General features: G+C 39.7%; 22 protein-coding genes. 16 read left to right on the top strand and 6 right to left on the bottom strand.

Going from position 1 to position 24391, the window contains the following annotated elements; genetic code table 11:
- Positions 1–57: 57 nt before the first annotated feature.
- The 3 genes from HMPREF1532_RS00105 to gmd form a co-directional block, all read right to left on the bottom strand.
- Positions 58–1716, bottom strand: coding sequence for an AMP-binding protein (locus tag HMPREF1532_RS00105; protein ID WP_005923101.1), 1659 nt, complete (start codon positions 1714–1716; stop codon positions 58–60).
- A gap of 285 nt (positions 1717–2001) precedes the next feature.
- Positions 2002–3075, bottom strand: a complete 1074-nt coding sequence (locus HMPREF1532_RS00100) for a GDP-L-fucose synthase family protein (protein ID WP_005923098.1) — start codon at positions 3073–3075, stop codon at positions 2002–2004.
- Positions 3076–3080: 5 nt separating this feature from the next.
- A complete protein-coding gene (gene gmd / locus HMPREF1532_RS00095) occupies positions 3081–4154 on the bottom strand; it encodes a GDP-mannose 4,6-dehydratase (protein WP_005923095.1) in 1074 nt (357 codons plus the stop codon).
- A gap of 217 nt (positions 4155–4371) precedes the next feature.
- On the opposite strand from gmd, the gene HMPREF1532_RS00090 reads away from it, so the two are divergent.
- On the top strand, positions 4372–5640 hold the full coding sequence (locus HMPREF1532_RS00090) for an ATP-binding protein (RefSeq protein WP_005923092.1): 1269 nt from the start codon (positions 4372–4374) through the stop codon (positions 5638–5640).
- A 415-nt stretch (positions 5641–6055) separates the two neighbouring features.
- Here the strand turns inward: HMPREF1532_RS00090 and HMPREF1532_RS00085 are convergent, their stop codons facing one another.
- The 3 genes from HMPREF1532_RS00085 to HMPREF1532_RS21425 form a co-directional block, all read right to left on the bottom strand.
- On the bottom strand, positions 6056–6934 hold the full coding sequence (locus HMPREF1532_RS00085) for a DUF4373 domain-containing protein (protein ID WP_005923089.1): 879 nt from the start codon (positions 6932–6934) through the stop codon (positions 6056–6058).
- A gap of 6 nt (positions 6935–6940) precedes the next feature.
- Complete coding sequence (locus HMPREF1532_RS00080) at positions 6941–7288, bottom strand: SH3 beta-barrel fold-containing protein (RefSeq protein WP_005923085.1); 348 nt, start codon at positions 7286–7288, stop codon at positions 6941–6943.
- A 124-nt stretch (positions 7289–7412) separates the two neighbouring features.
- On the bottom strand, positions 7413–7589 hold the full coding sequence (locus HMPREF1532_RS21425; RefSeq protein ID WP_167556074.1) for a hypothetical protein: 177 nt from the start codon (positions 7587–7589) through the stop codon (positions 7413–7415).
- Between the two features lie 722 nt (positions 7590–8311).
- Between HMPREF1532_RS21425 and HMPREF1532_RS00075 the strand changes: the two genes are divergently transcribed.
- From HMPREF1532_RS00075 to HMPREF1532_RS00005, 15 genes are all read left to right on the top strand, one after another.
- Positions 8312–8845 carry a UpxY family transcription antiterminator gene (locus HMPREF1532_RS00075; protein WP_005923082.1) on the top strand — a complete coding sequence of 178 codons (534 nt, stop codon included), beginning with the start codon at positions 8312–8314 and terminating at the stop codon, positions 8843–8845.
- Positions 8846–8863: 18 nt separating this feature from the next.
- Entirely contained in the window at positions 8864–9358 is a 495-nt protein-coding gene (locus tag HMPREF1532_RS00070) for a UpxZ family transcription anti-terminator antagonist (protein ID WP_005923079.1), read from the top strand.
- Positions 9359–9408: 50 nt separating this feature from the next.
- Positions 9409–10200 carry a polysaccharide biosynthesis/export family protein gene (locus HMPREF1532_RS00065; protein WP_005923077.1) on the top strand — a complete coding sequence of 264 codons (792 nt, stop codon included), beginning with the start codon at positions 9409–9411 and terminating at the stop codon, positions 10198–10200.
- Between the two features lie 19 nt (positions 10201–10219).
- Positions 10220–12676: a GumC family protein gene (locus tag HMPREF1532_RS00060; RefSeq protein ID WP_005923075.1), complete on the top strand. Its 2457-nt coding sequence runs from the start codon at positions 10220–10222 to the stop codon at positions 12674–12676.
- A 244-nt stretch (positions 12677–12920) separates the two neighbouring features.
- Positions 12921–13265: a hypothetical protein gene (locus HMPREF1532_RS21175; protein ID WP_005923073.1), complete on the top strand. Its 345-nt coding sequence runs from the start codon at positions 12921–12923 to the stop codon at positions 13263–13265.
- A gap of 562 nt (positions 13266–13827) precedes the next feature.
- On the top strand, positions 13828–14652 hold the full coding sequence (gene rfbF / locus HMPREF1532_RS00050) for a glucose-1-phosphate cytidylyltransferase (protein WP_005923071.1): 825 nt from the start codon (positions 13828–13830) through the stop codon (positions 14650–14652).
- A gap of 4 nt (positions 14653–14656) precedes the next feature.
- Positions 14657–15061: a polysaccharide biosynthesis C-terminal domain-containing protein gene (locus HMPREF1532_RS00045; protein ID WP_005923069.1), complete on the top strand. Its 405-nt coding sequence runs from the start codon at positions 14657–14659 to the stop codon at positions 15059–15061.
- Between the two features lie 12 nt (positions 15062–15073).
- Positions 15074–16150 carry a CDP-glucose 4,6-dehydratase gene (gene rfbG, locus HMPREF1532_RS00040; RefSeq protein WP_005923067.1) on the top strand — a complete coding sequence of 359 codons (1077 nt, stop codon included), beginning with the start codon at positions 15074–15076 and terminating at the stop codon, positions 16148–16150.
- A 51-nt stretch (positions 16151–16201) separates the two neighbouring features.
- The gene (locus HMPREF1532_RS00035; protein WP_005923064.1) at positions 16202–17092 is read left to right on the top strand and encodes an NAD-dependent epimerase/dehydratase family protein; all 891 of its coding nucleotides are present in this window, start codon (positions 16202–16204) and stop codon (positions 17090–17092) included.
- An 8-nt stretch (positions 17093–17100) separates the two neighbouring features.
- Positions 17101–18441 (top strand): hypothetical protein, encoded by a 1341-nt coding sequence (locus HMPREF1532_RS00030; protein WP_005923054.1) that lies wholly within the window; start codon positions 17101–17103, stop codon positions 18439–18441.
- Positions 18442–18449: 8 nt separating this feature from the next.
- On the top strand, positions 18450–19937 hold the full coding sequence (locus HMPREF1532_RS00025) for a lipopolysaccharide biosynthesis protein (RefSeq protein WP_005923051.1): 1488 nt from the start codon (positions 18450–18452) through the stop codon (positions 19935–19937).
- Positions 19934–21151, top strand: coding sequence for a glycosyltransferase family 4 protein (locus tag HMPREF1532_RS00020; protein WP_005923048.1), 1218 nt, complete (start codon positions 19934–19936; stop codon positions 21149–21151). Before HMPREF1532_RS00025 ends, HMPREF1532_RS00020 begins: the two co-directional genes overlap by 4 nt.
- Positions 21148–21969: an alpha-1,2-fucosyltransferase gene (locus HMPREF1532_RS00015; protein WP_005923045.1), complete on the top strand. Its 822-nt coding sequence runs from the start codon at positions 21148–21150 to the stop codon at positions 21967–21969. The genes HMPREF1532_RS00020 and HMPREF1532_RS00015 overlap by 4 nt, the downstream gene beginning before the upstream one ends.
- A gap of 9 nt (positions 21970–21978) precedes the next feature.
- Positions 21979–22851, top strand: a complete 873-nt coding sequence (locus HMPREF1532_RS20500) for a glycosyltransferase (protein ID WP_005923042.1) — start codon at positions 21979–21981, stop codon at positions 22849–22851.
- 6 nt (positions 22852–22857) lie between these two features.
- Entirely contained in the window at positions 22858–24048 is a 1191-nt protein-coding gene (locus HMPREF1532_RS00005) for a glycosyltransferase (RefSeq protein ID WP_005923038.1), read from the top strand.
- The last annotated feature ends 343 nt before the right edge of the window (positions 24049–24391 follow it).

Below are 24391 nucleotides of genomic sequence, written 5' to 3'. Positions count from 1 at the left end.
TTTAATTAGCACATTCTTTAATTGGCACATTAGCACATTGGCACATTGATCAATTATTTATCCTTTAGCCTCTTGGTACAGGAATCTCTTGATCGATTTCTTCGGAGTTTTTTCGAACTCTTCCGGATATATTTTCATTTTTGAAATCTGACTGTAAGCCGGCAGCATCGCGTTCAGCGCCACCCGGTTTTCTTCCATCACACGCTCCATGTCTTCGTTCTTCAATCCATGCGCAAAGGCTTCGTCAAAGTCCGGATAAACCAGTCCGACGAGTTTGTCGTTTTGCTGCACGATGATACTTTCCGATACATAAGGCAGGTTATTCAACTTATCTTCAATTTCTTCCGGATAGATGTTCTGACCACTCGGCCCTAATAGCATGTTCTTGCTGCGTCCTTTGATCGTGATATTTCCTTCGGCATCTTTCAAGGCAAGGTCACCTGTGTGCAGCCAGCCGTCTTTGTCGACAACCTGTTCCGTAGCCTCTTCATTCTTATAATATCCCAACATTACGTTCGGTCCTTTGCAGACAATCTCTCCCGGTATATTTTCCGGGTCTGATGAGAGAACCTGTACGTCCATGCGTGGTGCGGCTTTACCGCATGATCCCGGCTTGAAACGTTTCCAATCTTCGTAGCAGATGATCGGGCCGCATTCCGTCATACCATATCCCACGGTGTAGGGGAAATCGATCATTTTGAGGAATTGCTCCACTTCCTGATTGAAAGCGGCGCCACCTACGATTATCTCTTCGAAATTTCCACCGAAAGCCTGTATCATTTGCTCGCGTACGGTTGCTTTGATCTTGTCATTGATGATAGGTACTTTCAACAACAGTTTCATGGTCGGGGTTTCCAGTTTCGGCAGGATATTTTTCTTGATGATTTTTTCAATGATAAGCGGTACGGCTACCACTAAGTTGGGTTTTACTTCGGCAAAAGCCTGGAAAATTATTTTGGGGCTCGGCATGCGGGTAAGGAAGTAAATCTGGCAACCCACGGCGAACTCGTATAAGAATTCGAACGCCAGTCCGTACATATGTGCCATAGGCAACATAGAAACGATTCTGTCACCCGGTTTCAGGGATAATACTTCAAAACCGAATTTTGTATTCGACCACAGGCTGCGGTAGGGGAGCATTACCCCTTTCGAATAACTTGTAGTCCCCGATGTATAGTTGATGACTGCCAACTCTTCGGGCTGGTCTTTCCGGTATTCCACGTGTTCTTTCCGGAAATTTTTCGGATATTTCTTTCCGAACAGTTCATTGAGATGCTCACGGGCATGTGTCAGTTTTTGGCTGCGCGACACCAATAAGGTGAAATCGTTCATCATCAGAATACCCTCTAACAGTGGCATGGCCGATTCGTTCAGATTCTCCCATACCATGTCGCCGACAAAGAGTAATCTGGCTTCGGAGTGATTGACGATGTTGTGTACATTATCGGCTTTGAACTCATGTAAGATGGGGACAATTACTGCGCCGTAAGTCAAAGTAGCAAGAAAGGTGACTCCCCAATGGGAACTGTTCCGCCCGCAGACGGCTATTTTATCTCCTTTACGAATGCCGCTTTCTTCGAAAATGATATGCAACTTTTCGATTTTGCGGGCTACGTCTTTATACTGTAGGGTGGCTCCTTTGTAGTCTGTCAAGGCATCCAGATCCCAGTTATTCTTGATACTGTTTTCAATGTAAGCTATAAAACTTTGTTCCATTGTTTATTGCACATTTGAGATTAAATTGTGCAAATATAGCTATTATATTGAGAATAGAAAACTTATTTAGTTGAAAGGTGAAAATTGAAAGTCTTGATTTAGTTGAAAGTCTTGATTTAGTTGAAAGTTGAAAGTTGAGAGTTGAAAGTTGGGCTGCGCTATTTGTTGTAACGTTGTATGCAGCCTATCAACTTTTAAATTAAGACTTTCATTTTTCAACTAAACAGGCCTTTTAATTTTCAACTTTCAACTTTCACCTTTCAACTAAATTAAGACTTTCAATTTTCAACTAAACAAGTACCATTCATACATCCTCCGTACCCCTTCCTCTATTTCTATTTTATGGTGCCACCCTAATTGGTGCAGCTTGGAAGGGTCGGTAAGTTTACGCATGGTTCCGTCGGGTTTAGTACTGTCAAAGGTGAGTTTCCCTTTGTAGCCTACGGTTTCTACGATCAGTTCGGCAAGGTTACGGATACTTATTTCTTTGCCGGTACCGATGTTGATGTGGCAGTTACGGATATCTTTGCTTCCTTCCTGATAGGTATCTTTGAAGTCTATATGTTCCATCACGAATACGCTGGCATCTGCCATTTCTTCGCTCCAAAGAAATTCGCGTAGCGGTGTTCCGGTTCCCCACAATAATACTTCCGTATTGCTGATACCGTACTTTTTCAGAATCGTTAGTATCTCTTCTTTGGAGTTTTCTCCGCTGATACCCTCTACGGGGCGCAGATTCATGTCTTTCCGGACAGCCTCCCAGTTATCTTCTTTCAGGCAGTGAGCCAGATGTATTTTGCGAATCATAGCGGGCAATACGTGGCTGCGTTCCAGATCGAAGTTATCGTTCGGGCCGTATAAGTTGGTGGGCATTACGGCAATATAGTTTGTTCCGTATTGCAGGTTGAAGCTTTCACACATTTTCAGTCCTGCGATCTTGGCGATGGCATACGGTTCATTGGTATATTCCAATGGCGAAGTCAGCAACACATCCTCTTTCATCGGTTGTTCCGCATCGCGCGGATAGATGCAGGTGCTTCCTAAGAAAAGCAGTTTTTTCACTTGGTGACGGAAGCTTTCGCCGATCACGTTCTGCTGTATTTGCAAGTTTTTGTAGATAAAATCGGCACGATAGATGCTATTGGCCATGATACCGCCTACGAAAGCAGCAGCCAGAAATACATATTCCGGTTGTTCTTCATCAAAGAAGCGGCGAACGGCTGCTCCGTCCAGCAGATCGAGCTCTTTGTGAGTACGGCCTACAAGGTTGGTGTATCCTTTCTCTTGCAGGTTTTTCCAGATAGCAGAACCCACGAGGCCGCGATGTCCTGCTATATATATCTTTGCATTTTTATCCATCGGTTTTATTCCTGTTTAGTTGCAATCATTTTTTGTACTTTCTTCATATCGTGGCGCACCATGATTTTCACCAATTCCGGGAATGGAGTTTTGCAAGGATCCCATCCCAATACGGTTTTTGCTTTGGTGGGGTTTCCCAACAACTGTTCTACTTCTGCCGGACGGAAATATTTCGGATCAACCTCTACCAATACCTTTCCGGTAGCTGTGTCGATTCCTTTTTCGTCCAGTCCTTTGCCTTCCCAGCGCAGGTTGATGCCGGCTTCGGCGAAAGCAAGCGTACAGAATTCACGTACGGTATGCATCTCTCCGGTAGCGATAACGAAATCTTCCGGAACGTCGTGTTGCAGGATGAGCCACATGCACTCCACATAGTCCTTGGCATATCCCCAGTCGCGGCGGGCATCCAGGTTTCCTAAATAAAGCTTGTCTTGCTCGCCTTGCACGATGCGTGCGGCGGCAAATGTGATTTTACGGGTTACGAATGTTTCACCACGGCGTTCGCTTTCATGATTGAAGAGGATACCGTTTACGGCAAACATACCGTAGCTTTCACGATAGTTCTTGGTAATCCAGAAACCGTACTGTTTGGCCACTGCATAAGGGCTGCGCGGATAGAAAGGAGTCGTTTCGCTCTGGGGTACTTCCTGTACCTTGCCATATAGCTCGGATGTAGAAGCCTGATAGATACGCGTTTTCTTTTCCAAACCTAAAATACGCACCGCTTCGAGCATACGCAGTGTACCGATGGCATCCGCTTCTGCCGTATATTCAGGAACATCGAAAGAAACTTTTACGTGACTTTGGGCGGCGAGGTTGTATATTTCATCGGGCTGCACCATCTGAATCACGCGTATCAGTGAACTTGAATCCGTCATATCGGCATAATGCAGATTGATCGTACGTTTCTGTTTCATGTCGCGCACCCATTCGTCAAAATAGAGATGTTCGATACGTCCGGTATTGAATGAAGAAGAACGGCGGAGGATTCCGTGTACTTCATAACCTTTTTGCAATAAAAATTCCGCGAGGAATGAACCGTCCTGTCCGGTGATTCCCGAAATAAGAGCTTTCTTCATGATAGATAATTGTTTATTGATTTGTGATATTATTCCGATGCAATATTCGGGCTTTTCTTTCGGATAGAAAATTAATTTTAAGATTAATCTTTTAGATTTGATAGAAAAAATATATATTTGCTGAATATTATTCGGATATAAATGAATATTCTATTATACAATTCGTAATATTTATTTTTATTTGAATAATTATTTGTTAATATAGATATTTTCTGATATGAATGATTCTTTTAATGAATTGACTCTTTCCAATTATTGGGACGGACGGTTTCCGGATACAGGATTTGCCCGTAAGAGCTATACCAACCGTATCTTTGGCTACATAGGTAACAAGTTGATAAAGGTGTTGTTCGGACAGCGTGGTGCAGGCAAGTCTTATTTGTTGCGTCAGATTATGGTACATTTGCTGGATGAAGGAGTATCGGCGCGAAACGTGTTGTATATCAGCCGGTCGTTTACCGATTCCGGGTTCATTTCCGGACGTGAAGGGCTTGAAGAACTTCTTTCCGTCTATCGTGAGCGGCTTCATCCCGTGGGGAAGATCTATATATTCATTGAAGAAATACAGAATATCGATGGTTGGGAGGAGTTTGTCCGTGCACATTCACAAGATTACGTCAATAGTTGCGAACTGTTTATCAGTGGTTCGAACAGAAGAATGATTCCTTGCGATACCGAAGGAATCCCGGACCGGCACTATGTCAGTTTTGAGGTCTTTCCTTTCAGTTATGCCGAATATATCGAAAAGGAGTCGGAAGAAGTTTCGGATAAGAGTTATGCTTCATATATGGAACAGGGAGGTTTGCCCCGTCTTTCAGCTTTTCCGTCGGAAGAGTCAAAGTGGAATTATGTTTCCTCTCTCAAAGATACCGCGTTGTTTCGTGATGTCGTAAAGCGCTACCGCATTAAAGATCCCCGTCTTTTTGAAGATACGCTTATTTATCTGGTGGAGCATTTGTCCGGGTTGGTATCGGTCACCAATCTCGTTTCTCATTTCACTGCGCAGAAACGGAAGACGAGTTACGATACCATTGCCAATTATATCAGTTATCTGGAAGATGTTTTTCTTATCCACCGCGTGGAGCGTTGCCAGGTTCGCACGAAAGAGGTGGTATTAGGCACTTGTCGTTACTATATCAACGATTGGGCTTTTATGCATTATCTTTATCCTTTCTTTGTCCGCGAACGGGAGGTGAAGTTCAGGAATCATGTCTGTCTTGAATTGAAGCACGCCGGATATCGGGTTAATGTAGGTGTACACCGCAATAAGGTGATTGATTTTATGGCTCGCAAGGACGATCGCATTATCTATATTCAGTGTGTTTCTACTTTGGAGAATGAGGTAGCTATGCAGGCTTCGTATGCTTCGCTGGAGTCGATACAGGATAATTATGAAAAGTGGGTGGTATCTCTTGACAAAACGATGCTGCCGTCAAAAGAAGGTATACGCCATATACAAGCCTGGAAGTTGGCGGAAATGCTGTAGGGGATATATGAGAAGATAGGCTTTTCCCCCGTTAGTAAATTTAACAATGTTAATGAAGATTTCGTGATGTATGTCTTTGCTGTGTAAGATATACATATCTTGAGTATAAAAGAATGCATTCTTTGATCACAAAAGATAGTATTTAACAGGATGTTAATATTAATTTCTTGTCAAGAGAAATATTGCTTTTCTTACTTCTGATTTCTTTTATATGATACGTTGATATACAGTGGTTTATGTGTTTTCTGATAACTGATGGTAAAACAATGTGTTTTGCCGGGATGACAAGGAGTCTTGACTGATACTTGCTGATTTGGCAACTTAAATGGGCGTGCCGGAATAGCCGATTATCGGTTGTGTCCCGTTTGTTCTTTTTCCGGCACGCCTTTTTCCGGTATTTTTGTGCTTTTGACCATCAGGAACTTCTAAGCACTTTTATGATATATTTTCCCGGTGCTTCAATTTTGTTCCAGTGTGTTTTTGCCAATAGTTTCCATATGGCTGTTCCTTTCCTGCCGTAATCGGACAGTCTCAGTATGGCTGTAATTTCTGCGATCTCCTTCACTTTGTGCAATTTGAGGTTCTCTAACAGTCCGTAGTAGTTGTGCGTATGTTCATCGAGTGTATAGTCCGGGGGCAAGGGCAGGAGTGCATAATTATCCTCATATCCATCCTTCTCCCCCGTGGGGGGATTAGAGGGGGGAAGTTCTTTACTTTTCTCTGCTTTACTTTGCTTTACTTTACTTTGTCGGAAAATGTCTGCATTTTCTGCATTCAACTCCGTTTCTGTCTGCACACTGTCTGCATTTTCCGTGTTCAGCTTCATTTCTGTTTGCATATTGTCTGCATCGTCCTGTTTTTTGCATTCATTTTTGCTGTTGTTTTTGTTGTTGCTTTTGCTGTCTGTACACTCTATCAGTAGGTACGGGAGCTTGGCTAAATCCCTCTTTCTCCGGCTTGTAGCTTCCATCCACACCTTCTGGATTTCCGTTGAAGTCAGAATTTCATATTTTTCGTAACTCTCCTTGTCGAAAAATTCTTTTTCCACAAGCATATTTACGATATCTCCCATAGTTTCCTTGTCGTATTCCGGTCCTAATTTTCTTGCAAAAATCATGCACTGTTCTTTTCCCCAAGGGATATAATATCCGTCCGTATAAATCTTGCACAATAACATGATCACCGCATACGGCCCTTTTATCCCGAATATTGCTGTGAGCAGTTCTATTTTGTCGCAATGGAAAAATCCCGTCAGTAACGGAAAGTAATTGATTCCGATATATTCTATTGCCATAACATCTTATCCCATTACCCTCCATTCCAGAAAATTCTCCATTTGAAATGTTCTCCATCCCTGTTCATCTATATCCCAATAGACTACTGCGGCTTCCACGTTTGCGGGATTATATTTTTTGTGAAATTCCGCTTCATAATACCTTAGCGTAGCTTTCACGAATTTGAACTTCCCGTTTTGTTTGTAGAATGCGATGACGGCATGTCCGTATTGCATGTAGTCCAATAGGGCTTCCAGATGTTGTGCCATCCATTTGGCGGTATTTTCGGAATAGTTCTTTTCCTGCATAATACGTTTTTCCCATTTCCGTTTCATGGCTTCGCTCTCTGATACCGTCCTTGTTAAATTTTTCATGATATAATTTTTAATGATGAATACCTTGCTGCGTCTATGCAGCTTTAGGCGGTGGCAAAGATACGTCTGTCCGTCTCTGAAACGGATTAAGAAAATGCCTGTCTTTTTTCATTCGTTTTTTTCTTTATTCCTTTGCCTTTTTTTTAACTTTCCTGTCTTCGTTTATGATGGTGGAGATGTAGTTTGTAATGGAGCTGATATTTAGTGGCTTGTACTTCCCGTCCACAATGTATCCCAGTATTTCCGTCTTTGCTATAAATCGTGCAAGTGAGGCTTGCGATGTCTTGATATTTCTACCCATACTTCCTTGATGATAAATGGAAATTAAATATCTGATGACGTCTTCGTGGTTGGAAATAATACCTTTTATCTCTTCTTTGTTATCTTTCTGTTTGTGCTCATTAATAATTTGGTTATTAGTGTTTAACGGTTTTGTTGACTTGCTTTCAGAAGTGTTTTCATTACATCCTTTTGTCTTTCTTTTTTGTTCATGATCTCTGTTCTTGTTTTGTTAATGGTTAAAATATTTAAAAACGTCAAAAGTAATAAAGTAATTTGAATAAAGATAAATGAATGGGGGAGAATATAATGAAAAGATAATGTTTGGAGTAGTATTCAATTGAAGTACAATGTGATATGATGAAATAAAAAAGTGTTTCAATAGACGTTCGTTTAATTGAACACAATTTTAAAAGGTATTATAATAAGGAGAAATTCATTATTGTATAAATTGATAATTTGTGTGCTATGTTATTTTTATCCGACTGTTAAATAGACGTATATTAAGAAAATAGAACTGAGATTTTCAATGTATATATTTAACAAATACCTATTTATAAAATACCTTCAAAAAAGGTGTTCAATTAAACGAACGTCTATTGAAACACTTTTTCAGTTTTATCATTGTTTCGTTCAATAAAAAATATTTCGGAATTAGTTACGGTTTGATAGAGAAAAATGTCTCGTTCAAACTGCGAAGCGCACCCAAAATCCTGGTTTTAATCTTTTACTAAACTATAATAAGTGTCTGATATACAAAAGAAATGGTTTGCTGCTCGTGTTAGAGATAAACAAGAATTTTTAGTTCGCAGTTGGATTGAAAAATTGAGGACAGAAAATGTGCTTGATGTAGAATACTATCTTCCCACTCGAATTGTAGTCAGGCAGCTGAAATATCGCCGAAAAAAGGTAGAAATACCTCTTATTAAAAATTTAATCTTTATACAGTGTACCAAGCAGACAGCTATTGATCTGGCTAATCAGTATAGTATCCCGCTTTTTTATATGAAAGATCTCTTTACCGGCAACATGCTTGTTGTTCCGGACAAGCAGATGGATGACTTCCGTTTTGTATTGGATCTTTCTCCCGACGGCGTCAGTTTTGATAATAGCGCTCTTGTTGTCGGCAGTAAAGTAAAAGTCGTGAAAGGTGAATTTGCTGGTATCGAAGGTAAGGTCGGTATTGAAGCCAATAAAACTTATGTCATTATTCATATTCAGGGTGTTTTGACCGCCAATATCAAAATACCCAAAAGTTATTTGAAACCAATCGAATAAAAATATCAAATTATTATAATGGAATCATTCACAACGAAAGCTTTGGAGCTTCAGCGTTTGGCCCACCAATTACTGTTTTTTGAGGAAGACGCATCTCTCTATTCTGATGATTTTTGCAGACAAAATCGTACGGTTCTCACTCTTAGCGATACCTTGTATTCTCTTTGGAATACAGCAGGCTCTCTTATGCCGGAAGAGGATGCGGAAGTTTGTCTGGCTCTATTAATGGGGTATAATGCCACTATATACGGTGATAGCAATAAGCAGGAACATATTCAGCAGGTCCTTGATTGTTGTTGGAAGGTTCTGCCGCATCTGCCTGTTTCTTTACAGAAGCTTCGCCTGCTGACTTATTGTTATGGGGAAGTGTATGATGACGCTTTGTCTCGTGAAGCCCATGATATTCTGAAAAGTTGGGGTGGGAGAGAGTTGACTACTGAAGAGCAGGAAATAGCCGGTTTACTGGATAGTATGGAGGCAAATCCCTATCCGTGGGAAGAGATAGAGGAATAACTGGGATAAGGTGATTAATTAAAACAAAGGAAAATAAAAAAAGTAATTTAATGAATATGCAATTAAAATATTATTTATTGTTAGGATTGACCGCTTTGTTGGCATCTTGTTCTGCTCCGAAAGAGGTACTTTACTTGCAGGATATTACTTCTTTGAAAGAAGAAACTATCGATAAGAATTATGAGGTAATCATTCATAAGGATGATTTATTGGCTATTTTAGTGAACAGTAAAGATCCGGAACTGGCGTTGCCGTTTAATATGCCGTTGATAAGTTTCCAAATTGGAAATCAAAATTTGGGACAACAGCGTGTATTAGGTTATCTTGTCGACCAGAATGGTGATATTGATTTTCCCATCTTAGGCAGGCTTCATGTAGAAGGACTGACGCGCATGCAGGTGACGGAATTGATAAAACAGAAATTAATGAATGAGGATTTGATAAAGGATCCTATTGTCACCGTTCAGTTTCTGAATTTTAAAGTTTCTGTAATGGGTGAAGTGGCTCGTCCGGGTACATTTGATATTTCCGGTGATAGAATAACGCTATTGGAAGCTTTGAGTATGGCAGGTGATTTGACTATTTATGGCCGTCGTGACCGTGTGGCTGTTATTCGTGAAAAAGACGGTAAACGTCGTATTCTTTATCATGATCTTCGTTCTTCTGATATTTTTCAGTCTCCCTGTTACTATTTGCAGCAGAATGATATCGTGTATGTAGAACCTAACAAGGCGAAGACAGGACAGAGTCGTATTAACTCCAATAATTCTGTAGGTGTTTGGCTGTCTGCTGTTTCGGTATTGGCTTCCGTAGCTTCTTTAATGGTAACCATGTTTAAATAATCCGGATATAAAAAGAACAATGAATACTGAATATAAAAACAACGATGCCCGTAAGCAGGAGTCTGAAATTAATATCAGCGATATCTTCCATCTTGTATTGGCTAACTGGTACTGGTTTGTACTTTCTGTTCTGGTCTGTGGTGGGGTAGCTTTCTTTTATTTAAAATCTTCTTCCAAGGTATACAGCCGTATGGCATCCGTTCTTATCCGCGATGATTCCAAAGGTGGTGGTATGAGTGAGTCGGCGGCTTTTTCTGACCTTTCTCTTTTGGGTGGTAAGCGTAATGTGGATAATGAAGTACTTGTCTTTCAATCCCGTCATTTGATGGAAGAAGTTGCCCGCCGTTTGCATTTGGATATGAGTTATAAGGTGAAGAATGGCCTGCGTAATGATGAACTTTACACCCATGCTCCGGTAACGGTTTCTTTTCCTGAGGCGGAGGAGCGTCAGGTTATAAAAGTAGTAGTTACCCCTGTCGATTCTGTTACGGTACGTCTTTCTGACTTTTCTTTGGCTGTAGGCGGTGGGGGAGTCCGTTCGGAAGAAGTTTTGGATGTACATCTGAATGATACGGTTTCTACTCCGATCGGTCCGATGGTTATCACTCCTACGTTATATTATACGGATGTCTTTTATGGTAAGCCCGTAAATGTGGTCAAATCCAATTTGGAGGGTGTCATCGAAGGGTATCGCGGCAGGTTGAAAGTTTCTCTTGCCGGTAAAACAACAACTATTATCAACTTGGTTTTGGATGATGTATCCACTGCCCGTGCAGAAGATATTCTGAACATGCTTATTGCCGTCTATAATGAGGATGTGATCAATGACAAGAACCAGATAGCGGTAAATACCTCCAAATTCATTAATGAACGTCTGATTATCATCGAACGTGAATTGGGTAGTGTGGATGCCAATATTGAAAGTTTTAAACGCGAGAATCTGTTGACGGACATCACTTCCGAGACGGGTATGTATCTTGCCAATACGAGTCGTTATCAGCAGGAGGGACTTAGTCTGGAGAACCAGTTGAGTATTGCCAAATATATTAAAGAGTATTTGACGGATCCTCAAAAGAGTTCGGATCTGATTCCTGCCAATACCGGTATATCGGATAACAGTGTCGAATCCCAGATCAAGGAATACAATGATATTCTTTTGAAACGTGATAAACTGGTGGTAGGCAGTAGCAGTAAAAATCCGATTGTGATGGATTTGAACAATTCTTTAGGTGCTATGAAGCAGACGATTATCCGTTCGGTGGATAATCTGATTGTCGGGTTGAATATTCAATTGAAAAACATTCGTGAACAGGAAGTACAGACCACGAAGCGCATTGAGGCCGTGCCTGCCCAGCAAAAATATGTGCTTACAGTGGAACGTCAGCAGAAGATCAAGGAGGAGCTTTATCTTTACTTGTTGAATAAGCGTGAGGAGAATGCCTTGACACAGGCCATTACGGAGAGTAATGGCCGTATCATAGATTCCGCCTCGGGTAGCAGTGCTCCGGTAGCGCCTAAAACAATGGCAATTTTCTTGGCTTCCATTGTTTTAGGATTAGCTATTCCTATAGGTGTATTTTGGTTGTTGAATGTGACGGATACCAAAGTCCGTACCCGTAAGGAGTTGGATGAAGTTTTAACTATTCCTTTCTTAGGCAATATTCCCCGTCACGGTAATAATAAGGGTGAGGATTCGGATGGTATTGTTGTCCGTGAGAACAGTCGTGATTCTGTCTCCGAGGCTTTCCGTATCATCCGTACAAACATGGACTTTATGCGTGTGAAGTCTGAAAAGTTACAGGTGGTCATGTTTACTTCTGCGAATCCTGGGGCAGGTAAGACTTTTGTTTCAAGTAACCTCGCTATGAGTATTGCCCAAACGAACAAAAAGGTTGTTTTGGTTGATGTTGATATCCGTAAAGGTACCTTGAGCGGTATTTTTTCTAATTCCTCCAACCGTATGGGATTGACGCATTATCTTTCGGGAGGTACGGATAAGTTAGACGATATCGTTGGTAGGAGTGAGGAGTATGATAAATTGGATGTCATCTTCTCCGGTCCTGTTCCTCCCAATCCAGCCGAATTGTTGTTGAGCGAACGTTTTGATCGTCTGATAGCAGAACTTCGTAAACGTTATGATTATATTATTGTTGACAATGTTCCTGCCGGTATGGTTGCCGATGCTTCTATTGTCAATCGTGTAGCCGATCTTACCATTTTCGTAGTCCGTTCGGGTGTGATGGATCGTCGTCAGTTGCCGGAATTGGAGAATATGTATCGTCAGGAGCAACTTCGTAATATGTCTGTGATATTGAATGGTGTTCCTTCAGACCATAAAGGCTATGGTTATGGTTATGGCTATGGTTATGGTTATGGTTACGGTTATGGCTATGGTTATGGAAACGAGAGTCATAACCATAACAGAAAGCGTAAAAGCTTGAAGAATCTTTTCTCCCGTTTTTTGAAATGCTCATGAGAACTGAATGTTTGCGACATACTTTTTATATTGCAGGTGGAAATTGGAGACTTTTGGTTAGTACTTAAATCAGGGCTTAAATTTTATGGCTATACATTCTCAGTTGAACATTTTATCATATTATGTACAGCAGCGAAGATTTGGTAAGATTCTATTTCCAGCATCAAACGGAGGTTATGTTTAAGGTTATCTCTGTAGAACAGTTCTGTTCACGTAACAAAGTACTTTACAACATCTTCTACAAATGGTACAAGGATATGCGCAACAAGCTAGTGGAAATAAAGGTGGATGGCTTTCCATCCTCGTCTCAAGAAAAGCCGAAGGAGGAAAGGCATTCACAAGAACCATCATCGACGGAAGCAAAGACTTCTTCCGTTCGTATACTCGTGGAGTTGCGCGTGACCAATGGTCTTCATATAATCCGGAAGAATGTAAGCTATCAGTAGCTGAAGGCTCTGATAGAGAAGTTGGAGAGCTTATGTTGAGTGTCACAAGAATAAATCGTTTCTATTACTTACGTGAGTTTACCGATATGTGTTGCAAGCACAGTCATGTGTTGTCCGTCATCCGTGAGCAGCTTCATCGTTAGCCGAATGACGGTAACTTGTTCATCGTAATGTTTCGTGGCCGTCATATAATACGACTTTTTACATACTCGCCCTTTGATTACCCAGAGCAACGCGATGCTTCTCTTCGGCGGTACGAAAGGGAGGGGGAGATGGCGGTTACCTACCACAGTATCGTCAGTACGGTGAAGATGCAAGGACGGTCTGTCTGGGAGTATTTAGGTAAGTTTTTTACTAAAATATTTAATAGTTGCGGAGATTTTTTTCAGCCTGTATTTAGATAAAATCGGATTGGCAATATGCCAATGGTTAACAAATAGGTCAAATCTTTAACAACTCAATATATAGGCACTCGTAAAAATGTCTATACAAAGGAGATACTCTAAATTGAGTACTTAGTGCACGGGCGGAGCTAATGCTTATGGTTCGATACCATACATGCTTCTCCATTTAAAATCAATACGAGTAAATAGTTAACAATTTCCATAAAGCGTGCGGATATTTGGTTCAATGATTGTTCCGCACATGATATAACTCCATTCGTTGTGATACATGTTTTTTAAGGATAATTCAAAACTCAACAATATGAAAGTCGTTCTTCTCGCTGGAGGCTTCGGTTCCCGTATCTCTGAGGAATCTCAGTTTAAACCAAAGCCAATGATTGAAATTGGCGGAATGCCTATCCTATGGCACATCATGAAAGAGTATGCCTACTATGGTCATACAGAGTTTATCATCTGCGCTGGTTATAAGCAGGAGTATATCAAGGAGTGGTTTGCTAACTACTTTCTGCACAACTCAGATGTTACCTTTGATTACCGCAATGGTAAGAACGAGATGGCTGTTCACCAAACGAACATGGAACCTTGGAAGGTAACGGTAGTTGATACTGGCTACAACACGATGACAGGTAGTCGCATTAAACGCATACAGAAGTATGTAGGTAATGAACCTTTCCTCATGACCTATGGCGATGGCGTTTGCGATGTGGAGATTGACAAGCTCATTGAGTTCCATAAGAGTCATGGCAAACTGGCAACTCTGACAGCAGTCAAGATGGCTCAAGATAAAGGTGTGTTGGATATTAGTGAGAACAACTCTGTACGTTCTTTCCGAGAGAAGAGCGCTTCCGATGGAGCTCCTATTAATGCTGGTTACATGGTACTCCAACCTGAGGTTTTTGATTTCCTTGATAGGGATTTATGTGTATTTGAAAAGACTGCTCTCGTAGAACTCGCAAATAAAGGTGAGTTGATGTCTTACATCCATGAAGGATTTTGGCAGTGTATGGACAATATTCGTGAGAAGAATATGCTTGAGAATCTCTTGGCTCAGGATAAAGCACCTTGGAAGCGTTGGGATCGTCAGGTGCCTTCAATTGAAGCTCGTAAAGTAACAGGTGATATCTAATACTATGGCTCAGATTGATAAAGTTCATGTCATCCAACGTCGATTGATAGCTGATGATAGAGGTTGGTTTTTGAAAGCCATCACTGGTACAGAAGAAGGCATTCCTTCTCACACTGGAGAAGTTTATCTCACCATGGGTAAACCAAAGCAGACAAAGGGTGGTCACTACCATCCTGAGGCTGTCGAGTGGTTCACTATCATTGAGGGGGTGGCTATCCTCAAATTGGAGGATATGGAGACTCACGAACGATTGGATATTGAGATGTCTTTGGAAAAGGCTATCACAGTTTTCATTCCTAATAATGTGGCTCATGTAGTGGTGAACAATAGCGATAAAAATTTTATCCTCTTGGCTTATACTGATAAACTCTACGATCCAAAGGATACAATAATATACACAATTGAATAACAAAGTACAATTATGATTGATATATATAACGGTTTATTCAAAGGCAAGAAAGTGCTCGTTACTGGTCATACTGGTTTCAAAGGTTCTTGGCTTTGCATTTGGCTCCATGAACTCGGAGCTGAAGTAGTAGGTGTAGGTCTTGACCCATATTCTGAGCGCGATAACTTTGTGCTCTCTGGCATTGGCAACAAAATCAAGGCTGACATTCGTGCCGACATTCGCGATGGTGAGAAGATGAAGCAGATCTTTGTTGAGTATCAGCCAGAGATTGTATTCCATCTTGCAGCACAACCACTTGTTCGTCTCTCGTACGAGATTCCTGTGGAGACTTATGAAGTGAATGTGATGGGCACCGTCCACATCATGGAAGCCATTCGTGCCACTAAAAGTGTGAAGGTTGGCGTGATGGTTACTACCGACAAATGTTACGATAACTGTGAACAGTTAGAGGGTTATGTGGAAACAGATCCATTTGGTGGTTACGATCCTTACTCTTCTTCGAAGGGTGCCTGTGAGGTAGCTATCCAGAGCTGGCGTCGTTCGTTCTTTAATCCGGAAGACTATGGTAAGAAACATACTGTTTCGCTCGCTTCTGTTCGTGCAGGAAACGTAATTGGTGGTGGTGATTGGGCAAAGGATCGTATCATTCCAGACTGTATTCGTGCGCTTGAAACCACCAAGGTTATCGATATTCGTTCGCCAAAGGCTGTACGTCCTTGGGAACATGTCTTGGAACCTCTCTCTGGCTACATGCTGCTTGCTCAGAAGATGTGGAATAACCCAACCGAGTATTGCGAAGGCTGGAACTTCGGTCCTGAGCAGGAGAGCGTGTTGACCGTATGGGAGGTAGCAATTGCCATCATTGAGAACTTCGGCTTTGGCGAACTTAAGGATGTGTCGAATTCTAATGCACTCCATGAGGCAAATCTCTTGATGCTTAATATCAACAAGGTCAAAACTCGCCTCGGGTGGTATCCTCGTCTCAATGCGAAGCAGACAGCAATACTGACCACTGACTGGTACAAACGTTATAAGACAGAAAATGTATATGATCTTTGTGTAGAGGAAATTGAGAAATTCTTAGGATAAATGAAAGAGCGTATACTTTAGTTGGATCTTATAGGTATTAAATATAAGAAAATGAAAATATCAATTTTGGGAACAAATGGTTTCCTTTCAGCAACTATCGCTAAATATGCAAATCAAGTGGGGTGGAAGCTTGATGTGTATGGTCTTGATGCACCTTTAAGACACGAGTATGATAATTTCTATAAGGTAAACCTTATGGATGTTGAGTTGGATTGTTCTGGTCTCATGAACTCAGATATTATCATTTATACGATTGGTGCAGGTATTCAGGCTAATTTGAAAGAAGGTTTCAATCTCATTTACAACTTGAATGTAACTGCTCCTATAGCTATCTGCAATAAGTTGAAGGAGCTTGAATACAAGGGTTGCTTTGTGACTTTTGGTAGTGTGTTTGAGATGGGAGAAACCAAAGAGGAACGTTTGTTTACAGAAGAGGACGTACTAACCTCAACTTGTCCTGTACCTAATGATTATACGGTCAGTAAGCGTATGCTGAGTAGGTTCGTAGCATCATACAAGCACAACTTCACCCATTGGCACTTCTATATCCCAACAATCTATGGTACAGGTGAGAATCCTAAACGCTTGATCCCTTATGTTATCAATGCTATCCGCAATGGTGAAGAAATCCGTTTCACTGCTGGAGATCAGACTCGCCAATATGTGCATGTGAACGAAGTTCCTCGTATGTTGGCTGAGGCATTTGAGAAGAACTTACCTTCAGGTCTCTACAACATTGAGGGCAAGGAAACCCTTACTGTTAAGGAGATTGTCACCATTATTCATCATGTCATGGGCAAAGAAGTTCCGGAAGGTTGCTTCGGTAGTGTTCAGCGTGCTGACGTAGGTATGAAGTATCTTGCACTTGATGGCAAAAAGTTAAGAGAAGCGATAGGCTTTGAGGCCTCTTTTAGCATAATTGACGCTATTTCACAGTATTGATTTTTAATATGTACAATACTTCATTTTGTAAATATCTAACCAAATTAACTGTTGTTTTTGCACTATTTGCCTTGCTGCCGATTGCTTTGGGCTCGTTTGGAATCGCTTCAACCATAGGTAGTTATCTGATGTCAATCTTGTGCTTCTTTATTATTACGATTGTTAGTGCCAAGTTAGTATTAGGAGAAAATCGCTATGTTCGCTTTTATGCAATTGTTTTTATTGTTGAGATATTAATAGGTTTGTTACATTATTTGTATTTTGTAGACTCTACTTACTTCTCGACTAATGGTGATGCAAGTGGTGCCTTTTGGCATGAATATTTATCTGTGTATGATGCTGTAAGTCGGTTGAATGATACAAGAAATTCTTATGGTGTTTTCTATTGGATGACAGCAGATGAGTTTCAAGTTACCCATCCAGAAATATGGCATATTATATCATGGCCTTTCTATTACCTCGGAAATAAGTGGTTGAACTATTCTGCACTGAATGTGTTTTGTTGCTTATTGACATCAATGAATCTTGTTTGTTTATATCTTAATTTCTATCCTGTAAATGAAGATGCGGAGAAAAAGATTCGCTTGTGGACAGCTTTTTTTCCGTCTTTCCTGCTAAGTGGTACTGTTTGGCGTGACCCTTTTGGAATAGCGTTGATATCTGTTGGTGTGGTGCTTACTATGTTAAGTCGCAACATGATAGAAAAAGTAGGTTCACTTATTCTCTATGGATCATTTGCATTTGTTCAGCGCACGGTATATCTGTTTATTGCTGGTGTATCCTCCTTTTGGGGGCAAATTAATCGTGTCAAGGGTACATCGATGAAACTTCTGTTATTTGTGGTTGGGATATTTGTTTTTTATTACATTTCAGGAATAACATCAGAAGTTAACAGTGCAGAGTATAATTCTGGATACATAAATACTATGTCTTTTATAGCTTTACCGATTAAAATCATTTTTGGAATGATTGGACCATTTCCTTGGACTCTTTTTCCTACGTTGGTCGAACGAAATCCTGCATTTGCATGGCAACTTCAAGATTACTTGATGGGCATATTCCAATTAGGATTTTTATTTTGTATCATATTTAATTGGAAAAGAATATCTTTTAAGGATTTGGATGCGATGACTGTAATGGGATTAGGTATTATGTTTTCTGGATTTTTAACAAAACAATTACATATTGGCTATGTATCCGAAGGTTTGCTATTTACACTCCCTTGGTTTTTTTCGCAAGTAAACGATGTTTTTAATAGGTATTTTAGATATTCATTGTCTATACTTGTTTTGTTAAATATTCTACTGTTATTTGTGGGAAACATGAGTATTTCATCTTTATGGCGTTAATATAAAAAATGAATACATACAAAGCATCGATATATAATTACTTGTTCAATTCCATCAATGCAATCATTGTAATTATTAATGGTATAGTGATGGTGCCGATATATTTTCGTTATATGTCGATATCTACTTATGGAGCGTGGCTTGCTACTGGTAATATGGTAGCGATGTTGGGATTATTGGAGAGTGGCTTTTCCAGTGTCATTACTCAGAAAATGGCAGTAGTAATAGGATCGAATAACAATGAAAAGTATGCAAGATTAGCGGGTGCCAATATAGTAACTGCTATTGTTCTTGCACTTTTAATTATTTTTCTTGGACTATGTATATCACCTTTTATTACAGATTGGATTAATGTAGAAGACGGTGTATCTTCGGAGATAAGAGTTGCATATATTATTGCATTGATAGCGTCATCTGTTGCTATATGTGTATCTCTATTTGGCGCTTTTCCTCAAGTTTGGCAGGATACTAAGTCAGTAGGTGTTATTAATACATGTACAGGATTGATTGCAATAGCATTTCTTGTTGCCTTTCTGTTTTTAGGCTTTGGTGTTGTGTCTATCGCCTTGAGCTACTTGGTTCGTGCAATTGCAAATTTAGTATTCCAAGGGTTATGGATTGTTCGTAAATGGAAGAAAGAGAGTATTCCTACTCCTGTTTATTCCATTTCAGAGAGTAAATTACTTGCAAAAGATTGTATTTATCCGTTTTTATCTAAGTTGTCTGGAGTGCTAATGGGTAATTCGCAAAGTTTTATCATCGCGCACTTCATGAATCCAGCATTGGCGGCAGTATATGATCTTACCTCAAAAGTGTGTTATGTGGCATGTGGGTTCGTTTCACAAACCAATGGGTCGTTCTTTGCGTTGTTTTCATTGACATTGTCATCTGGTGACAAACAAAAGATAAATAACGTATTTCACACAACGACCCAGTTCTTTGCCATAACTTTGGCTATCGTAGGTTTGTACTCCATCTGTTTTACTGAACCGGTCATGAACTATTGGGTTGGTCTTGATAAGTATGGTGGTACATGGTTACTCTTTGTTATCGTATTAGCAAAGATCCTTTTTCAGTTTCGAGTCTATTGTAATAATATCCTATATACGGGTGGTATGATCAACAAATCTGCGAAATTGGATATACTGTGTGCCATCGTTTATGTTGGTATATTATTGGCGATAATTCAGTCTACACAGATTTATGCTATTCCTCTCGCAACATTGGCTATCAGTCTATTGTTCATATCTTGGTATTTAAAGCTCATGGGCAAGTACTTATCATTGGATGTTAAGATGCTTGTTGCAGAGTTTGTCAAATCTATGTTTGTTATTTTGCCGTTTGTGGTAGTACATTACGTCCTCAATCTGAACTATCACAATCTCTACGAATATGGGGTATATTTTTTCTTATTCTCAATATTTTTTGTATCTGCTTTGTATATTACAAATAAGACATTTTTTACATCATTATTGTCGAAATTCCATAAGAAATGAATAACGTAAACAAAAGGATTCTACTCATATCTGATGCATATTTTGGAGATTTCTCAGGAGCTTATGTTGCCCAAATTGCGAAGAAGCTTTTGATAGAGATTGGGTGTACCGTAGCAGTATACTCTGATGAGGTAACCGAAAATCAAAAGGAAGAAGATGGCACACCAATATACTTCAGATACAAGTGTCCATTTTTTGCAAACTGGATTCAAAAGAAATACAAAAAGAATTATCAGGCAGTGTTGGATGACTTTCGACCTGATGTTGTATATACTCTGGGTTCTGTTACCAACAAGAATATTATCTTTTGGTCAATAGCTCGCAAAAGAGGCATAAAGGTCATTTCCAAAATATTCATGCAGGATTTCTTCTGCTATAATTATTATGCTAATGATGAAAATGGACTTTGTACCAAGTGTTTGGACAACGGGTTCAAATATGCTTTATGCAAGCATTGCGTACGAGATACCAACCGAGGTATTTCTGGCTTTTTAAAGAAACTGAATGCAACGGTCAACCGATATCGTCTGCAGAAAGAATTGATTAAAGCTGACGCTGTTATTACTTCCTCTCAGCAACAAGTAGGCTTCTATGAGAGATACGGGATACCACGTGATCATTGTTATACTATTCCACTCTATTTCAATGGGGACAAATTGAATAAATACGTGCCAACAATGGGTGACTATTTTGTTTTTGTTGCTCAGAATCGAATTGATAAAGGAATTCATCTATTGAAGGATGTTTTGTCTCATTGCAATCCCGATATCAAGGTTGTGGCTGCTTATGCAAGTCAGAAGAGTATTGATTATGCGCTCCAACACTACGGATTGCAGCCGTATGTCAATAATGGTATCCTTGAAATGAGAAACGAATGCACTTGGAAAACCAACTTGGGTGATATAATTGCTGCAAGCCGTGGTGTTATCAATCTTTCTATTTGGCCTTCTACAACAGAATTTGTACTTCTTGAAGTTTTAGGACTTAAGAAACCAATTTTAACTTTCAATGTAGGCATTCATCCGGAACTTATAAAATCAGGTATCAATGGATTTGTAGCAGATACTCCAGAAATTATGGGGATACAGATTAACGAACTTAACCAAAACGATTCATTATATCAAAAAGTCTCTCTAGGAGCTGAACAACTTTACAGGAAGATGACCGATTGGGATGGTTGGAAACAAACACTTATAGAAATCTTAAAAAAATGAAACAAACAATTATCATGTCTGGCGGTTTAGGGAACCAGATGTTTCAATATGCTTTGTATTGTTCTATGAGGGAGAAAGGTATTCGAGTAAAAATTGACATTAGTTTATACGAATTTAACCGTATGCATAACGGCTATATGTTAGACTATGCGTTTGGTTTAAATATATCCCACAACAAGATAAATAAGTACTCCGTATTATGGACGCGATTAATAAGAAGTAACAGAGCCCCGTTCTTGTTATTCAGAGAAGACGAAAGCAGATTCTGCGATGATGTCTTTACAACATATAAACCCTACATAGATGGGTGCTGGATTGACGAAAGATATTTTTTTAACATCAAGAAAAAGATAATATCGCAGTTTTCATTCCATAATATTGATCAAAAAAACCTTATGGTTGCAAATATGATGAAAGTTTGTAACTCAGTTTCTCTACATATTCGTCGTGGGGACTATCTAAGCCAATCGATGTATAATATATGTAACGAATCTTATTACAAGTCAGCGATTGAGTATATCATTTCTCGTGTAGAGGATTCAAAGTTTTTCATTTTTTCAGACGATCCAGAATGGTGCAAGTACTTTATGGAGAAATTCAATGTTGATTATGAAATCATCCAACACAACTTCGGTAAAGATAGTTATAAGGATATGTATCTGATGACTCAATGCAAGCATAATATTATAGCTAATAGTACTTTTAGTTGGTGGGGGGCTTGGCTTAATAACAATGCTGGTAAAAATGTAGTTTGTCCTTCCGTATGGATAAATGGACGAGACTTCAATCCTTGTTTAGAAGAATGGTACCACATATAGAATTATCATATGAAGACAGAGATTATTTTCTTGTCTGTTGTTTTATCAACGTACAACGATGAAAAATACATAGCAGAAGCTATTCAAAGTATTCTTGATCAAACTTATCCTTATTTCGAGTTTATTATTGTAAATGATGGATCTACCGATAGTACTTTAAATATAATTAAGTCATTTAAAGATGACAGAATTGTGCTCATTGATAAACCCAATACTGGTTTGATTGATTCACTTAATACTGGCGTGAGAGCAGCTAAGTATGATTGGATTGCCCGTATGGATGGAGATGATATTGCTGAGCCATATCGTTTCGAGGAACAAGTTAAGGCAATAAAAAGAGATATCGTTTTAGTATCGTCCCAATGTTCTATTATTGATAGCGATGGTATATCTATTGGTACAACAAGATTTTTAACTTCAAGAATAGGAATTATGCTTTCAAAAGTACTGGAGTTTCCTTTAATTGTTCATCCTGTAGTATTGTTTAAGAAAAAAACTTTTGAGGTAGTTGGTGGCTATGATAAAAATATGTATGTGGCTGAGGATTATGATTTGTGGTGCAAAATTTCGTCTTTAGGTAATGTATATATTTGTACTAAGCGTCTTCTTCGTTTGCGTAAACATGGGAGTAATATCTCTGTTCAGAAGCGTGACGAGCAAAAAATTAATCTGTTAATCGGATATGTAAAGTATTTATTTGGCGTCAATAGGGTTTTGACTGATTCAGAATATCAAGTATTACGCGAGTCAATATTAGCCTCGGATGCATTCTGTAAATGTTCTAAGAGTAGAGGAGCGATATCTTTTACTCTATCAAGGATTAAGCGGTATTTTTTAATTAAACATAATAAATCGTTCAAACAGATTTTGACTTCTAATTAAACAATCATGCCAACACTTATACAGATTAATGTAACTGCCAATTGGGGCTCGACGGGAAAGATAGCGGAGGCTATCGGACGGTCGGTCATGAAGAAGGGGTGGAAGAGTTATATCGCCTACGGACGAATGATGAATCCGTCGGAGAGTCAGCTGATTAAAGTGGGAGAGAAGATGGATAGTTACATCCACTTTGCCTACAACCGATTACTGGATATGGAGGGACGTGGCTCGGTTCGTGCTACCAAAACTCTGGTGCGCCAGATAGTGGAGATAAAGCCCGATGTGGTGCAGTTGCATAACATTCACGATCACTTTCTGAATTATCGCATCTTGTTCGAGTATCTCAACCAGACGGACATACAGGTAGTATGGACGTTCCATGACTGTTGGGCATTTACTGGTCATTGTTATCATTTTGTGCAGCAGGACTGCATGAAGTGGAAAAAGGAGTGTGGCAAGTGTGTGCAGCGGAACAGGTTTGTGGATCGTTCGCGCGAGAACTTCCTCCTGAAGAAGGGGCTTTTTGATGGATGTAAGAACCTGACCATTGTGCCTTGTTCAGAATGGATGGGTAACTTCGTGAAGGAGTCGTTCTTGAAGGAGAAACACGTGGAGGTAATACATAACGGGGTGGACTTGACGGTATTTAAGCATTCGGTTACCGCTGTAAAAAAAAGTAAAGTGGGTAAGTTCCGTATCATTGCTGTATCAAATGTGTGGTTGCCATACAAGGGAGAACTGGACATCTATAAATTGAGTGAGATGTTGCCACTGGATGAGTTTGAAATTACGATGGTGGGACTCTCTATTGATCAGGTGAAGAACCTACCTGTTGGTATCTGTGGTATCCAGCGTACACAGAATGTGCAGGAATTGGTCCAACTCTACTCTGAGTCAGATGTGCTAATCAACCCTACATATGCTGATACTTTCCCGACAGTCAATCTTGAAGCCTTGGCTTGTGGAACGCCTGTCATCACCTATCGTACAGGTGGTTCTCCCGAAGCTATAGATGAGAAGACTGGTGTTGTCGTCGAACAAGGTAATGTTGAGTCTCTTGCTAATGCCATACACCAGATGAAAGAGTATCCTCTTTCTTCCGAAGATTGTCGTAAGCGAGCGGAGGAGTGTTTCGACAAGGATAAGTGTTTTGAGAAATATATAGAATTATATAACGATTTACTTCAGAAAAATTAATGAGAAATAATTATTACGATGTCTTGAAAGTGATTGTGTGTTGTATTAATGCTTTACTGTTTTTAGTACGTGTGGATATGGGTGTTTAAGCGTTGATGTATTTCTTGCTGTTATTGAATGTCTTAATTGTAAACGTGTTGATGCACAGATAGTTAAATTGGTACTTTTTGCTCGTTACCAATAGGTTGTTTTGTTTTTGGAGACTTTTGGTTAGTACTTAAATCAGGGCTTAAATTTTATGGCTATACATTCTTAGTTGAACATTTCATCATATTATGTACAGCAGCGAAGATTTGGTAAGATTCTATTTCCAGCATCAAACGGAGGTTATGTTTAAGGTTAT

The sequence above is a fragment of the Bacteroides salyersiae WAL 10018 = DSM 18765 = JCM 12988 genome (assembly GCF_000381365.1).
Lineage (GTDB): Bacteria > Bacteroidota > Bacteroidia > Bacteroidales > Bacteroidaceae > Bacteroides > Bacteroides salyersiae.
Note: the sequence above shows the minus strand (reverse complement) of the source record. Positions and strands in the feature narration are given on the sequence as shown.